Annotated in this window: 12 protein-coding genes; 6 read left to right on the top strand and 6 right to left on the bottom strand. The window is 46.4% G+C overall.

The window, feature by feature from the left end:
* Window positions 1-110: 110 nt before the first annotated feature.
* Window positions 111-854, bottom strand: a complete 744-nt coding sequence (locus MHH46_RS31420) for a glycoside hydrolase family 16 protein (protein ID WP_076191524.1) — start codon at window positions 852-854, stop codon at window positions 111-113.
* A gap of 148 nt (window positions 855-1002) precedes the next feature.
* On the opposite strand from MHH46_RS31420, the gene MHH46_RS31425 reads away from it, so the two are divergent.
* The 6 genes from MHH46_RS31425 (at window position 1003) to MHH46_RS31450 (ending at window position 10875) form a co-directional block, all read left to right on the top strand.
* Entirely contained in the window at window positions 1003-1923 is a 921-nt protein-coding gene (locus MHH46_RS31425; RefSeq protein WP_076124267.1) for a sugar ABC transporter permease, read from the top strand.
* An 18-nt stretch (window positions 1924-1941) separates the two neighbouring features.
* The gene (locus MHH46_RS31430) at window positions 1942-2826 is read left to right on the top strand and encodes a carbohydrate ABC transporter permease (protein WP_038573901.1); all 885 of its coding nucleotides are present in this window, start codon (window positions 1942-1944) and stop codon (window positions 2824-2826) included.
* Between the two features lie 64 nt (window positions 2827-2890).
* On the top strand, window positions 2891-4555 hold the full coding sequence (locus tag MHH46_RS31435; protein ID WP_076191521.1) for an extracellular solute-binding protein: 1665 nt from the start codon (window positions 2891-2893) through the stop codon (window positions 4553-4555).
* Window positions 4556-4703: 148 nt separating this feature from the next.
* Window positions 4704-6542 carry a sensor histidine kinase gene (locus MHH46_RS31440; RefSeq protein ID WP_076191518.1) on the top strand — a complete coding sequence of 613 codons (1839 nt, stop codon included), beginning with the start codon at window positions 4704-4706 and terminating at the stop codon, window positions 6540-6542.
* 3 nt (window positions 6543-6545) lie between these two features.
* Window positions 6546-8117, top strand: coding sequence for a response regulator (locus MHH46_RS31445; protein WP_076191515.1), 1572 nt, complete (start codon window positions 6546-6548; stop codon window positions 8115-8117).
* Window positions 8118-8253: 136 nt separating this feature from the next.
* A complete protein-coding gene (locus tag MHH46_RS31450) occupies window positions 8254-10875 on the top strand; it encodes a family 16 glycosylhydrolase (protein ID WP_076191512.1) in 2622 nt (873 codons plus the stop codon).
* 187 nt (window positions 10876-11062) lie between these two features.
* Here the strand turns inward: MHH46_RS31450 and MHH46_RS31455 are convergent, their stop codons facing one another.
* The 5 genes from MHH46_RS31455 to MHH46_RS31475 all read right to left on the bottom strand — a co-directional run bounded on the left by MHH46_RS31455 (window position 11063) and on the right by MHH46_RS31475 (window position 14966).
* Window positions 11063-11443: a FlxA-like family protein gene (locus MHH46_RS31455; RefSeq protein ID WP_038573907.1), complete on the bottom strand. Its 381-nt coding sequence runs from the start codon at window positions 11441-11443 to the stop codon at window positions 11063-11065.
* A gap of 203 nt (window positions 11444-11646) precedes the next feature.
* Window positions 11647-12357, bottom strand: coding sequence for an ABC transporter permease (locus MHH46_RS31460; RefSeq protein WP_076191510.1), 711 nt, complete (start codon window positions 12355-12357; stop codon window positions 11647-11649).
* Window positions 12354-13199, bottom strand: coding sequence for an ABC transporter ATP-binding protein (locus MHH46_RS31465; protein WP_076191507.1), 846 nt, complete (start codon window positions 13197-13199; stop codon window positions 12354-12356). The genes MHH46_RS31460 and MHH46_RS31465 overlap by 4 nt, the downstream gene beginning before the upstream one ends.
* Before the next feature lie 104 nt (window positions 13200-13303).
* On the bottom strand, window positions 13304-14239 hold the full coding sequence (locus MHH46_RS31470; RefSeq protein WP_076181756.1) for a LytTR family transcriptional regulator DNA-binding domain-containing protein: 936 nt from the start codon (window positions 14237-14239) through the stop codon (window positions 13304-13306).
* A gap of 193 nt (window positions 14240-14432) precedes the next feature.
* Complete coding sequence (locus MHH46_RS31475; RefSeq protein ID WP_076181754.1) at window positions 14433-14966, bottom strand: YceI family protein; 534 nt, start codon at window positions 14964-14966, stop codon at window positions 14433-14435.
* Window positions 14967-15184: the final 218 nt, after the last annotated feature.

Consider the following 15184-nt stretch of genomic DNA (forward strand, 5'->3'; position numbering starts at 1 on the left):
CCAAGCTTATAATCAAGTTACTAGAATATAGAGAAATATGGTTTTCCCTATTCTACCAGATGGGATGTAGGTATTGAAAATCGATAATAGAGCCTCACAAAGATTCTTAATTATGGGTACAGCCATATCCCTGAAACCGTCATCACCGCTGGCAGTACAGCCTCGTCAACCGCTACATTGTCATACCAGCCGCCCACTGCAAGGTTCAGCACCAGATAAAATGACTCGTTAAAGGGCATAACCCCTGGCTCCAAGCAGCGCTCGGCAAAGCAATGTCCGTCTACCAGCCATCGAATCGAACTGGCGGTCCATTCCAGTGCATAATCATGGAATTCATTAATGGTTCCGCTTTCAAAATGGTGCGAGAACTCCTCGACGATTTGATGTTCCCAATCCTTTCCGTAGTGCAGTGTTCCGGATATTTGCTGAGGCAAGCGGCCTTTGGCTTCCATGATATCAATCTCGCCGGAAGCTGGCCAAGGTCCGTAAGCCTGTTCCTGCGGAAGCAACCAGATGGCAGGCCAAACCCCTTGCCCCACCGGCAGCTTTGCACGCACAACTAACTTCCCATAGCAAAAGGAAAAATGGTCCTTTGTATCCAAACGAGCCGAGGTATATGCAAAATTACGCCCATCCTTTCCAATGGATTCACTGCGTGCGCACAGATTTAAGCCAAATTCATCGATATACAGATTGCTGGAATGATCCGTGTAATACTGCTGCTCTCCGTTGCCCCAACCTGGGTCTATGGGATTACCCTCATTATCTAACAAGTCATTGCCAAGGCGGATATTCCATAGCTTCAAATCGGCATTTCTATCTAAGAAATTCTGTTCCCATATAGGTTTATTCATCCTTTGCACACTCCCTTCATTTAATCACAGCATACTTAATTTTTGCGGCTGGTCAAACAAATCTAAAAAAATGGGATAGGGTCGATAATCATGGGCTTTTTTTCCTATACGCTTTTTCATACGATGAAATAGAAAGGGGGCACGGAAAATGTTCCAATACAGAACGGAACAAATGAAAGCGCTTTTTAAGCAGTGGCAATTGCAAAGCATGGTTATCCCGGGAATCATCTGGATGTTTATCTTTTGTTATATCCCTATGTTTTGGCTCATTATTGCATTTATGGACTACAGCATCGCCAAACCCTTACTAGAATCACCGTTTGTCGGGCTGAAGCATTTTCAGGATTTTTTGACGGATGAGCGTTTTTGGCGTTCGATTCGCAATACTCTGGGGATGAGCAGCATCAAGCTGGTCCTGGGTTTTCCCATTCCTATCTTGTTTGCCTTGCTGCTGAATGAAATACGGAGTCTTCGATTTAAGCGAACGGTACAAACCATTTCGTACCTGCCGCACTTTATTGCCTGGACGATTTTTGGCGGCATTGCGCTCAATTGGCTGGGCGAGGGCGGTGTGATCAATCAGTTGATGATGGCGATCGGGCTCCAGGAACGCGAAATCCTGTTTAACAGCGACCCTAAGTACTTTTGGTGGATCACCTTTTTTACCGATACGTTAAAAGAAACCGGCTGGAGCGCCATTATCTACATAGCGGCAATATCCGGCATTGATCCGGGGCTGTACGAAGCGGCTGAGCTGGATGGCGCAAACCGGCGGCAACGGATGTGGCATATCACCATTCAGAGCATACGCCCCACCATCGCTATTTTGTTCATCCTCGCTGTCAGCGGGATACTCGGCAGTAACTTTGAGCAGATCTTTATGTTGAAGAACAATATGAACATGAGGATGGCGGAAAGCCTAGACTTGTATATCTACAACATGGGGTTGGTCTCCGGGCGCCATTCCTTCTCAACAGCCGTCCTGTTCGCCCGCTCTATTGTGGCGCTAGGTTTGTTGTTTTTGGCCAATCACACATCCAAAAAACTAACCGGCGACAGCATTTTTTAGAAAGGAGAGGACAGAGGTATGGAAAGACGCAAAAGATTTCGGCAAATTGGAGTATTTGAGGTCTGCAACACCCTGCTGATGCTGGCGGTTTGCTTTTTAACACTGTACCCGATGTGGTTTGTATTCATTAACTCGCTTAACGCGCCGCAGCAGGCATCCCTGGGCACCGTCAACTGGTTTCCCAAAGAATTATCGCTGGCCAGCTATAGTGTTGTGTTCAATGATAAGACAATGATGAACGGTTTTTACATTACCACTCTGCGCACAGTGATCGGGACAGCAACGCATGTGTTGTTTACCGCCATTATTGCTTACGGAATGAGCAAGTCTAATCTGATCGGACGCAAGCTGTATCTTAAAATCGCATTGGTTACGATGCTGTTCTCAGGCGGGCTGATCCCTACATTTATTCTGATGACGAAGCTGGGCTTATATGATAATTTTTGGATATTCATCATTCCCTCTATGTACACTTTTTTTAATATGGTCATTTTCATGAGCTTCTTCCGCACCATACCTGACAGCCTGGAGGAATCTGCGAAGGTAGACGGTGCTTCAGACTATGGTGTCCTGTTCAGAATCGTATTGCCCAATAGCATGGCTGTCATTGCGACTATATCGCTTTTTTCAGCCGTTTATCATTGGAATGATTATTACCAGGGGGTCATCTACATCCGTTCGCAGGAATTACTGCCACTGCAGACCATGCTGTACAAAATCATTGCGGAGAACTCTATGTCCTTCATGCAGCAGCAAGCTATGGCGCAATTCGGCGCAAGACTTCCCGGCAACTCTATTAAATTTGCATCCATGATGGTGGCCACACTGCCTATTCTGATAGTCTATCCTTTCATTCAACGCTATCTGGTCAAAGGCGTGATGATTGGCGCCATTAAGGGATAAGAGTGTGAGTGTCTAGAAACTGGTATACAAAATTCAGAAGCAGCAAAGAAAGGATGATAATGTCATGAAACGCAATCTGATTAAGCCGGGGTTGACCCTCGTTCTGGCCGCAAGCCTGATGCTAGGCATAGCCGCGTGTTCCAATTCAGCGAATAGTGAAAATAATCCAACACCACAGCCTACAGATAGTACACAGCCGCCGCAGAGTGAAGCAAAGCTCAATCCCGATGATCCGGCATGGAAGCTGGATACCAGCCCTGTTGATTTGACCTGGTTCGTAGGTGCTAACTGGTATGCCCACACTTGGGGAGACAGCTTGACCTCCAAGTACGTAACGGAAAAAACAGGCGTAAACATCAAGCTTGAGGTACCTTCCGGTGAAGCGAATGAGCATATTACCCTAATGATGACCTCGGGCAAGCTGCCAGACTTGATATCAATGGGTTCGTGGGAAACCGCTGTCAAAAAGCTGTGGGAAGGCGATCATGTCTACGCCTTAAATGAATTAGCTGACAAGTATGACCCTTACTTCTTCAAGGTGGCCGGGGACGGTACACTGAAATGGTATCGTCAAGAAAATGGCAATACCTATGGCGTTCCGAATGATTCATATAGCCCCAACCTGATGCATGAAACTGGCATGACGGCCGCCAACCAGACTTTCCTGGTGCGAAAAGATTTGTATGAGGAGATGGGCAGCCCGGACCTTAGCACTCCAGAGGGCTTTCTGAACGCACTGCAACTGGTAAAGGATAAGTACTCCCAATATAAAGGCCAGCCCATCAGTCCCTTTTTTGCACAAGGGAACGTCCCTTACGGGATGACCGAATATCTGCAGAACCTACTGGCCGTACCGCATGAGAAAGACGGAAAAGTATACGACCGCATTACCGATCCCGATTATATTGCCTGGCTAAAAACCTTCCGTACGGCTTACGAGCGCGGGTTGATTAATGTGGATTTCCTGGTGGATTCCGATACTCAGGTAGAGGAAAAAACAAACAACGCCCGCTATTTCATGATGGTCCGTGAGTGGACCGGTATGTCGGCTGTCAATCCTATGCTGGCTGCTAGCAGCAACCCGGACTCTTACTACATCGCAGTCGATGGGCCAAAGAACAGCAAGGGCGATAACCCTAAGTTATTCCCTGGCAACATGGACGGCTGGATGGTGACGATGATTAGCAAATCAACCGAAAACCCTGAACGAGCCATCCGCTTTTTGACCTATCTGGCCAGCGAAGAAGGCCAGCGAGATTTGTTCCTTGGCAAGGAAGGCGAAACATGGGAGATGGTAGATGGCAAGCCGCAACTGAAGCCTGAAATGGTAAAATTACTCGACACTGATATTGAGAAGCTGGAGAAAGAATACGGCATCATGGATACCTATTGGATGATGCGAAACCCTGTAATCGTCAACCAGTGGAGACCGGAGAAATCTCCTGTCATTAAGCAAATGGAAGACTTCGCCAATAAGCAGGCCGATATTGATAGCGGTATCTATAAGGGCTTAGATCCACAGGGCGATTCTGATGTGTCGGTAGCCTGGTCCCGTATTTCGCAAAATTGGGAGGAAGTACTCCCTGAGCTAATTACGGCCAAGAATGAGGCTGAATTTGATAAAATCTTCGACAATTTCCTTGACCGCCGCGAGAATTACAGCTTTGGCAAGGTGATGGAATACCGCCAGGCTGAACTGGATGTGCGAAAATCCAAAATGGCAGAGTAATAATGCCCGTATAAAGATTACTGCCGGCCACCGAAAGGTTGGCCGGTATTCCCTTTTTCGCTTCTTTTAACCATTTAACAAAACAGCCTAGTTACCTACCGGGCAGTTTGTAATATATGGTATATTACAAGGGTAGGAGGCTACTTAAATGAAGTATCTGCTGACTAAAATGAAGAAGCTGTACCGTAATTCCCGCATCTCCCAAAAATTGTTTTTGGCCTTTAGCATGATGATTGCCATCCCTGCGATTGTGGTATCCTTTTTATTTATCCGCACACAGGAAAGTCTGCTATACAAGGACGCTATGGCTACCGGCAGCAGCCATGTCTCAAGAATTAACGAACAGCTGCGCAGCAAAATGGGCATTATTGAGAACGCTTCCTCTACTGCGCTGAATCAAAAGGCATTTGTAGATTTTATTCACTCCAATATGCGCGGGGATGGCCTGCGTCTCGTAAAATTTAGACAAAATCAATTTGAGCAAATGCATAATATCATTCAAAGCTACGAGATGATCAGCGAGCTCAGTTTCTATGTCGATAATCCAAACCTATTTGAGATTTGGCCTGAAATCTACCATTATGACAAGTTATGGCCGAAGGACTACTGGGTGACTCTTCGTGAGGAAGGCGGTGCGGCATACCGCTTATTTGCTTTTAAAGATGGAGAGCATACGCTATCCTATTACCGGTTGGTACGTCTTCAGGGGCAACAGCAGAAACTCCCTACCATTATGGAAATCCGCGCCCAGCATAGCGTCTTTTTCAGTGACCTGCTTGAGGATAGCGGGGGGGATTTCTTTTCTGTAGTGATGGATGGAGCCGACTCTTCCCGATCGGTATACAATCCTGAGCATATTTTTTCTCAAAATGCCGGTGAAGAATTGGATAAAATTCTAGGCAGCATTCACCAGCGGTTGGATGTGCTGCAGCAGAGTAGCCCCATTAAGGTAAAGGTAGGCGACCATACTTACTACGCGTTGTATCGCTACATCGCCCCACTGAACGCCTATGTAGTGGATATTGCCTCTCATCAAGCGCTGATGAAAGGCCCACGAAGCTGGTATTTGCTCGTAGTAGCGATCACATTATGTATATTGCTGCTGATGTTACTGCTCGTTTCACATACCACTCGGCGCATTTTCCGCCGGCTCGACAGGGTGCTGGTTTCTATGCGCAAGGTGCGGCAAGGCCAACTGGATGCGAAAATTGATACCGGCCTGGATAAAAACGAAACCGGTGACGAAATCGACGAGGTGGCCGTCAGCTACAATAATATGTTGGACGAAATCAAACATCTGATGACCCAAGTGGTAGATAAGCAGCTGATCGCCAAAAATGCACAGCTGCACTCGCTACATTCGCAGATCAATTCACACTTTTTATATAACGCGCTGGAATCCATCCGTATGCTCGCGGAGGTTCAGCGACAGCCGGCTATCGCGGAAGCGTTGGTGTCTTTAGGCTCACAACTGCGATACAGCATGCAATGGCGCAGCGATACGGTTGCGCTTAGCGAAGAACTTGCCAACATACACAGCTATGTCCGATTCATAAACTTTATGGAGGATGGCAGCATTGAGTTGACGGCCGATCTCCCGCAGGAGGTACTGCGTTATACAATTCCTAAAATGTGCATGCAGCCCATCGTCGAAAATGCCGTTCATCATGCAGCGCCCTCGGGCGGCAGCGTACGTATCCAAATTACCGTATCGGTAGAAAATGACAGCCTTCTGTTAATTGAGATACGAGATAATGGCGCAGGTGTTGACCCGGAAATGCTGTCCAGTCTGCAGGCTGTGCTGCGGGGCGACTCAGATTCACCGATTGTTACCAGCAAAAACGGACTGGGCTTGGAGAACGTGCATAAGCGCATACAGCTTCATTATGGTAAGGACTGCGGTCTTTGGATTGACAGTGTGCAGGGCGCCTATACTTGTGTAACCATACGTTTACCTTGGGAAAATGTGAATCTGGGAGGATGGTAGGGCATGATCAATATTTTAATTGTGGACGATCAAAAGCACATTCGTGATGGACTACAGGCTATGCTGCGCCAATTTCCGCTGCAGCTGGACAATATTTACTGTGCCGTAAACGGAATTGAGGCCTTGGGTATATTGAGTCAGCACAATATCCAACTGGTGATTACTGATATCAGGATGCCCGATATGGATGGACTGACGCTGATGGCGCAGAGCAAACAGAAGCACATCGAGGTAGATTATCTGATTATTAGCGGCTATAGTGATTTTGTCTATGCTCAAAAGGCCATCGAACTTGGAGCAAAGGGCTACCTGCTCAAACCTGTGAAACGTGAAGATCTGCAAACCGCAGTAGAACATGTAGCAAATGAGATAAAAACACGGCAGACGCTCTCGCGTAATATGGAGCATATCTCCCGCCGCGCCCGGGAGACAGACCGCAAAGAACTGAGTATGTTTATGCAGGGTGCAATGATTGATGAGGCGTGGGTTCCCCAGACCCAGCAACAGAATCCAGAGTTATGGAGTAATTACCGCCTGTGTCTGCTGCGGGAGGAATTATGGATTAACCAACCGGGGGCTGACAGTAGCCACAGCATGGAATCCCTTGCCTACCGTGTGTATGGCAGACGAGGGTGTATATGCCTGCAACACCGCCCGTACCTGATTCTCGCGGTTGATGCGGTCGTAGAAACGGGAGCCTTCCCGGCCGCCCTCAAGGCAGAACAGATAGATGCCATTACTGCCATGACCAGCCCGCAGCAAGGATTGAAGGAGTTGCCCCGCAGCTATACACAAGCGTTGGAGCTCTATCGCCACAGTTACCTGTTTCCAGAGAAGAGCTGCATCTTGCCAACACATATTGAGCGACTGGAGCAGCAGTGGGAGCTTCCCTATGAGGAGTTATATGCCCTGTTCCAGTTAATCGGCACCAAAAACAGCGGTACAATCACCCAAGGCATTTCTATAATATTTCACAAAGATACATTGCAACGCTATCACATCCAATACACACAGCAGCTATGCCGTGCCATTGTACAGATGCTGGAGGAATCTGTGCGTGTGATCCGCCCGTACATGGGGGAAGAAGCGCTGGACATCGAATGTTTACGTAATCTATTCGATTATCCGGGTATTCGCGATTATATTCAGGCGCTGCAACAACAGCTGCTTCGGCTGAACCAATTTTATTATGAATATAAGTGCAGCTATCGCAACTCGCAAGATTTGAATGAAGCCATACGCTTTATACACGAAAGCTATCATAAACCCCTGGATCTCGCGATGGTATCGAATCACGTGTCGCTTAATTATGCCTATTTTTCTAACCTGTTCAAAAAAAATATCGGCAAAGGCTTTGCAGAATACTTGCGCGATGTGCGCCTGGATAAAGCCCGGCGGCTACTGGCCGAAACCGATCATAAAATTGTAGAGGTAGCCACCATGGTAGGGTATGAAAGCTACAAAAGTTTTACACGATCCTTTCGGGATGTCATGGATATGCAGCCCACAGAATATCGGCAAATGATGCGCCGGAAGCACGACAGCGGGGAAAAGTACCGTGACACAGCGCTATAAATAATCAAAAGCCAAAAAATTGGGTTAGAACAAAAATAATTGTACCTTTTAGCTGATTATTATATTCGATAGAATAGAGATGTCCCTAAATGTAAGCGGTTTCGTTTCTTCATTATTTTATTAAAGGAGGGCAAGTATGAAACGACTTTACAATACGGAGAGTGGTTTTAAGCAGAAGGTATTTAGTTTGTTCTTAACAGTAGTACTGTTAGCTGGGGTTGGCCTATTGCCGACTTCAAAGGTGCAGGCAGCAGGAACCACAGTTACCTCTATGTCTTACTTTTCAGCAGCAGACGGTCCTGTCATCTCAAAATCAGGGGTTGGGCAAGCTAGCTATGGTTTCGTCATGCCTACATTTAATGGGGGCTCTGCCACCTGGAATGATGTTTCCGATGACGTCGGTGTAAAAGTAAAAGTTGCTGGAAACTGGGTGGATATTGACAATGCAGGCGGCTATACCTACAACCAAAATTGGGGACACTGGAGCGACGGTGGCTTGAATGGCTATTGGTTCACTCTCTCCACAACAACGGAGATTCAGCTATTCTCCAAGGCTAATGGAGTTACACTTGAGTACACCCTGGTATTTCAAAACATAAACAAAACAACCATTACTGCTATGGCCCCTACACAAGGGCCGCAGATTACAGCAGGATTTACAGGAAGTGCAGGCTTTACTTATCCTACCTTCAACAATGATCCGGCCGTTACCTATGAAGCCGTAGCTGAAGATCTGAAGGTATATGTAAAACCTGTAAGCAGCAGTACATGGATTGATATTGACAATAATGCAGCCAGCGGCTGGATCTATGATAACAACTTCGGACAATTCACCGAAGGCGGCGGCGGCTACTGGTTCACCGTGACAGAGTCTATCAACGTCAAGTTAGAATCGAAAACCTCAACGGCTAACGTCGTTTATACCCTCACCTTTAATAAACCGGTAAGAAATTCATATGTCTTAACTCCTTATGAGGGAACGACCTTTACCGCAGATGCAAAAGGTGTAATAGGTGTACCGCTACCTAAGATTGATGGGGGCGCTCCAATAGGCACTGAGCTAGGAAATTACGTATACCAAATTAACATCAACGGACAATGGGTTGCTATGAGTGATTCCAGCCAGAGCGGATTTGTATACGCCGGCAATGGCTATAACAACATGTCCGATGCCAACCAGTGGGGCTATTGGGCTGACTACATCTATGGGCTTTGGTTCCAGCCTGTCCAAGAGGATGTGCAAATCCGTATTGGCTATCCATTAAATGGACAGGCGGGCGGAAGTGTCGGCAACAATTACGTCAACTATACCTTTATCGGTAATCCAGATGCCCCACGTCCGGATGTATCCGATCATGATGACATTGCCATCGGAACACCAAACGACCCGGCGATAGAGGGCATGAATCTCATTTGGCAGGATGAATTTAACGGAACAGCACTCGATACGAGCAAATGGAGCTACGAACAAGGTTATTATATTACTGACGATCCGAATAGCTGGGGCTGGGGCAACGCGGAACTGCAGCACTATACAGACAGTACACAAAATGTATTTGTACAGGACGGAAAGCTGAATATCAGAGCTTTGAACGATTCAAAATCCTTTCCACAGGACCCAAGCCGGTATGCCCAGTACTCATCCGGCAAGATTAACACCAAAGATCACTTGTCCTTCCAGTACGGCAGAGTAGATATTCGTGCTAAGCTGCCTACAGGTAACGGCGTTTGGCCAGCACTTTGGATGCTTCCGGAAGATGCCGCTTATGGAGCGTGGGCCGCATCCGGAGAAATTGATATTATGGAAGCCAAAGGACGCTTGCCCGGCACGACCAGCGGGGCCATACACTTTGGCGGACAATGGCCTGTAAACAGATATATTGCTGGTGAATATCACTTCCCTGAAGGCCAGACCTTCGCCAATGATTATCATGTGTACTCCATGATCTGGGAAGAAGATAATATGAAATGGTATGTGGACGGCAAGTTCTTCTTTAAAGTCAGTAGAGATCAATGGTATTCCGTAGCTGCACCTAACAATCCGAATGCCCCATTCGATCAACCCTTCTACATCATTATGAATCTGGCGATCGGCGGGCACTTCGACAGCGGAAATACCCCAGATCCGTCCGATATTCCTGCAACAATGCAAGTAGATTATGTTCGTGTCTATAAAGAAGGCAACAGCGAGAATCCGGTAAACGTACCGGTTACCGGTATTTCTCTGAATCAAACTACTGCGCAGGTGGAGGTCGGACAGACTGTGCAGTTGAACGCCAATATTGCCCCGTCTAATGCAACCAATAAGCAGGTCACTTGGACCGTATCAGGTACCAGCGTCGCTTCCGTGAATCCGAACGGTCTCGTGACGGGACTCACTCCAGGCACAACAACCGTAACGGCTACAACAGCCGACGGCAATAAAACAGCCCTCTCCACCATCACTGTTGTACCGGCATCATCATCCGATGTTATCATCGTCGGCGATGAGGTGCGGGGTCTGAAGAAAATAGGCGACGACCTGCTGTTCTATGTGAACGGCGCAACCTTTGCCGACTTACACTATAAGCTAAATAATGGTGGGCAGCTAAACGTAGCCATGACCCCGGCAGGGGACGGTAACTATACCTACCCTGTAAATCACCTGCAACACGGGGATACCATCGAGTACTCCTTCACCTATAATCCGGGACAAGGGGCCGTCGATTCCCCAACGCTCTCGTATATCCATGGGGTAACCCAAGGAACACCAGAATAAAGTAGTTGAACCCTAAGCAACTGCATGAACACGAATAGGCGAGGAGGAAGTGTTGAAGCTTCCCTCTCGCCTATTTTGTTGTTTCTACCGTGCTGCAGGTCTTCTCGGTGGAAGCTCGGCTAGCTAGCCTCATGATTATGGGCCGTCAGTTCATCACCTGACGCTTTCCGGACCTTCGCTCGCTTGCCTAAATTAACGCGTCGAAATGACCCTCCGCGTCCACCGTCGCCGTCCGGGGATCAGTCAGGCCGATGCCTTTAAGGCCTCCCTTTCCTTCATTTCCCCAAAGGGGGAGGTGATCCTGAAGCGGAGAAGCCGGCACAAAATTTACGGAGGTGCTGCTCCCGCTTTTCTGTACCAGTTGGGACTCCAGCAGCCGGATTTGCCGCTGCAGCTGCTCCCGGCGATAAGGCGTCTGCATCTCACTTCCTTGTGCCGCATTCACTTTATCCAGTTCCATCATCAACCGGTTTCGCTGTTTCTCCAGAGAACTGACATCACTCTGTGTACCGCCGTAGGCCGCAATGGTCTGCACGGAGCTGATGCCTGATACTGTCTGTGCCGCCATGATCTTTCCCCCCGTTTCCTTGGCTCCCAATCCAAAATCAGCCAAATTTGAAAGTTCTAATCATCTTTATTACCCGGCAGGCCCCGTCATGACAACATCACAGCCTCAATTGGAAAATAATCGTCGTATAGTCTCAGTCGGCCGCTTGTTTCAACCCTACCAAAGACCCACCGAAGGCTGGCTAAAGTCCCTTCAGAGCTCCCTTACTCGTCCTTCAACCGCCGCTGATACAAAATGACAGACACTACTGTTAGCACAACCGTCCATACCAAATTAATGAGGAGTGGTTTCAATACATCGCCCGTCGTATAACCTGTATTGCTTAGACCCAGCAGATGCACAAGCTGACTGCTTGGCATGTAATCCAGCACTTTGAAGACCGGATAATCCTTCGCTAGTACTTCTCCCCACGGTGCCCCCATAAATATGAACGCCACAGGGAGTATAGATAATGAGGCTTCAAGCAACGTCTTGGAGAATAAGCCGCAGATCGTCCCGGCTGCAGTGTACAGAATAATCGAAAGAATGATTACTGCCACAAACGCCCATATATTAGCTGGCTCATAGCCAAATAATAATGTGGAAATAGCGAGAACAACAGCAGACATGACAAAGACCAAACTGCTTTTACCGATTAGTACATCCATGGTTGTAGCCGGTGTCATCATTAATGACCGTAAAGTGTTACGCTCCTTCTCTTCCGCAATCAAGCAGGCTTGTGCGAAACATGTTAGCAATACAAACGAACTATTAAAAAGAAAACCGCTGGCTCCAGGTAAAGACGCACCTGCCCTCTTGAAAATCAGAGCGATAATAATAGGAAAAATCAGCATAATGGACAGCGCGTAGTTACGTGAAAACTCTTTGTAATCCTTCACAAATATCGCCCGGGCACGTTTGTATGAGATACTCATAGTAACTCACTTCCTGTCATTTTAATAAAGATATCACCTAGACTTGGTTCTTTCGTCTCTAACCGGTCAATTAGCCCCCGCTTCATCCAATCCGCGATTTGAACAGCCGTCCCCTCATCGATCGGGAGCTCGTAGGTTTCCCCATTGATTAAGTCCACACAAATTACGTTCTCCCGGTGCTGCCGCTTAAGTTCCTTTGGTGAGCCTATGGTTTGGATTTGTCCCTGATACAGAATCGCTACACGGTTGCATATCAATTCTGCTTCAGACATATCATGCGTAGTCAGAAAAATCGTTGTTCCTTTCTCATTTAAGTAGCGTAAGCCTTTATAAATATGTGCTGTGTTTACCGGATCTAAAGCCGAAGTTGGTTCATCCAGAAATAATAATTCCGGCTCATGGATAATCGCGCATGCCAGCATGGCACGCTGACGCATCCCTTTGGATAAGAGATTGGCTTTCTTTTTGCGCTCCCCGCTTAAGTTTACAAACTGCAGCACCTTGTCGACCGCAGATTTGGGAAGATCATATAACTTACGATACAGCTCCAGATTTTCCTCAATACTTAACCTCTCATATAGACCACTGTTATCGGTCAAAATGCCAAAACGCATCTTCTGAGCAGACTGCTGCATCATTTCCGCCGGCTGGTCAAATACACTTGCCTGTCCACTTGTCGGATTTAACTGTGCCGTTAGAATCTTGATTAATGTTGTTTTGCCTGAGCCACTCGGGCCAAGGAAACCAAAAATTTCACCCTTAGGAATTGAAAAAGAAACATCTGCTAACGCATCCTTTTCTCCAAATCTCTTACGGATACGTTCTACCCGAATAACATTCATTAACTCCACATCCTTAGTGTTGATGGCTTAAACATATACAGATTACATGCTTCCTGCCATCAAAACGCGCCGAAATGTAGCTGTAAGCGCCTGAATGGTACCCTTTAAATGTTAAGAAGAGCTTTTAATTCAGACAATTTTGAACGGGATAACGGAACCACGGCATCTTGACCTGTATTTAATCGCAAGCTGTAGCTATTTTTCGTCCATGTAATAATCTCTCTTACTTTTTGCAGATTAACAATATAGGATCGGTGACACCTAAAAAAACCGAAATTTAATAATCTCTGCTCGAGCTCGGTCAGCGTTAGCGCACAGTCATAATTTTCACCGCCCACATGAACAAGGATTGACCCCTCTACACTTTCTATAAAATCAATTTCAGGCGGATTAAATAAAATCACTTTGTCATTTCTTTTGGTAGAGATCTTCTGCAAGGTTATATTGGCCTCGTCTTGTTTCTGTACTTCCTGCTTATCCTCGTCGAAGTCCCGAATATCCAATGGATGAAATCCCGATTCGTTCAACCGATAAATGGCATCACAGGAAATAAGGGCATCCTCTAAATTCGAAGTTAAAATTAAGATCTGCTTTTCTTGTGAAAGATCATCAAGAATCCGTTTGAGTTGACGACAATCTTGCTCTTCCAAGTAAAAATAGGGTTCCTCCAGTACAAGTGTAGGCTGATGCGCAAAAAATACACGCAGCAATGTCACGTACATCCTTTTCGATGAGCTTAGATCCTTGATCTTTACCTTCCGTTCTTCCTTTAAAGCAAAATAATCTATCAACGAAGCGGCACGCTCATTCCTCTCCGTTATTCTGATTAGAAAAGTGATTAGTTCCTCCACCGATAAACGCATATACTCGTTTTGCCCAGCCCGAAATAAATAATATTGGGAATGATCACCTAATTGATTCATTAAAAGCTGCTTTCGCTTCAAGTCCGTTATGATGCCAACCGATTGGTTCGGTGTCATATTTAATTCGATCTTCGGTAGAAATAATTCCCCATTATAATAAATTGGTTGAAATTGCATGCCATCCTCCCGGTCATTTAATGCAAATATTAGTCAAGGCATCTTCTAGTCATTTCTGCACATAAAAAAAAGCCCAAGCAGCTTCTCCGCTCGGTGCAAGAGTACATTAATTAGTAATACGGTTCAGCGCAATTTCTGTAACAGCAAGTTTTGAATAAAGACCATCCCGATAAAAGGATAGTCTTTAGGGTCACTAATTTATTTTAATTGCCTCAATACAAAGCTCGATCCTCACTTCATTTCCGACTATAATTCCACCCGTTTCCAGAGGCGAGTTGAATTTCAATCCAAATTCATTACGATCAATACTGGCTGTTGAGTGAAATCCTACACGTTCCCGTCCGCGGGGGTCCTTGTTTAGTCCTTCAAAAACAGTATGAAAAGTAACAGATTGGGTTACTCCATGCAGAGTTAGATTGCCTGTAAGTTCATATTGCCGCTCACCAGCAAAGACACAGTTGGTGCTTTGAAATGCAATGGTTGGATACTTGGCAGCATGAAGGAAATCGTCGCCCCTCAAATGTTCATCTCGTTGCGCTTGGCGAGTTGTGATACTATTTGCGTCTACGGAAGCCTGAATACCCATGGTTGTTAACTCGTTGGGATCAAAACTTAAGATAGCCTGGAAACGCTCAAATACTCCTTTGATTTTATTAATCATTAAATGCGTCACCGAAAACTCGACAGAGCTGTGGTCCGGATCCACTTCCCATTTGATATTACTCATGAATAAATTCCACCTCTATAATAAGATTATGAGCAAGGTCACCTATCTCCAAAACAATGCGCTACTCGCTATACACCTAATATACAAAAACGCTACTGACAACGTTGTGTCAGTAGCGTTTTAGCATTTTTGTGGCTTCCTCGTAAATCCGATTTCAGAATGGTTCCCCATTGAATCCGTAATTCCTTTTACCCGAATATCCACCATCGCAATAAACA

It is taken from the genome of Paenibacillus sp. FSL H8-0175 (assembly GCF_045040615.1).
GTDB classification, from domain to species: domain Bacteria; phylum Bacillota; class Bacilli; order Paenibacillales; family Paenibacillaceae; genus Paenibacillus_AQ; species Paenibacillus_AQ odorifer.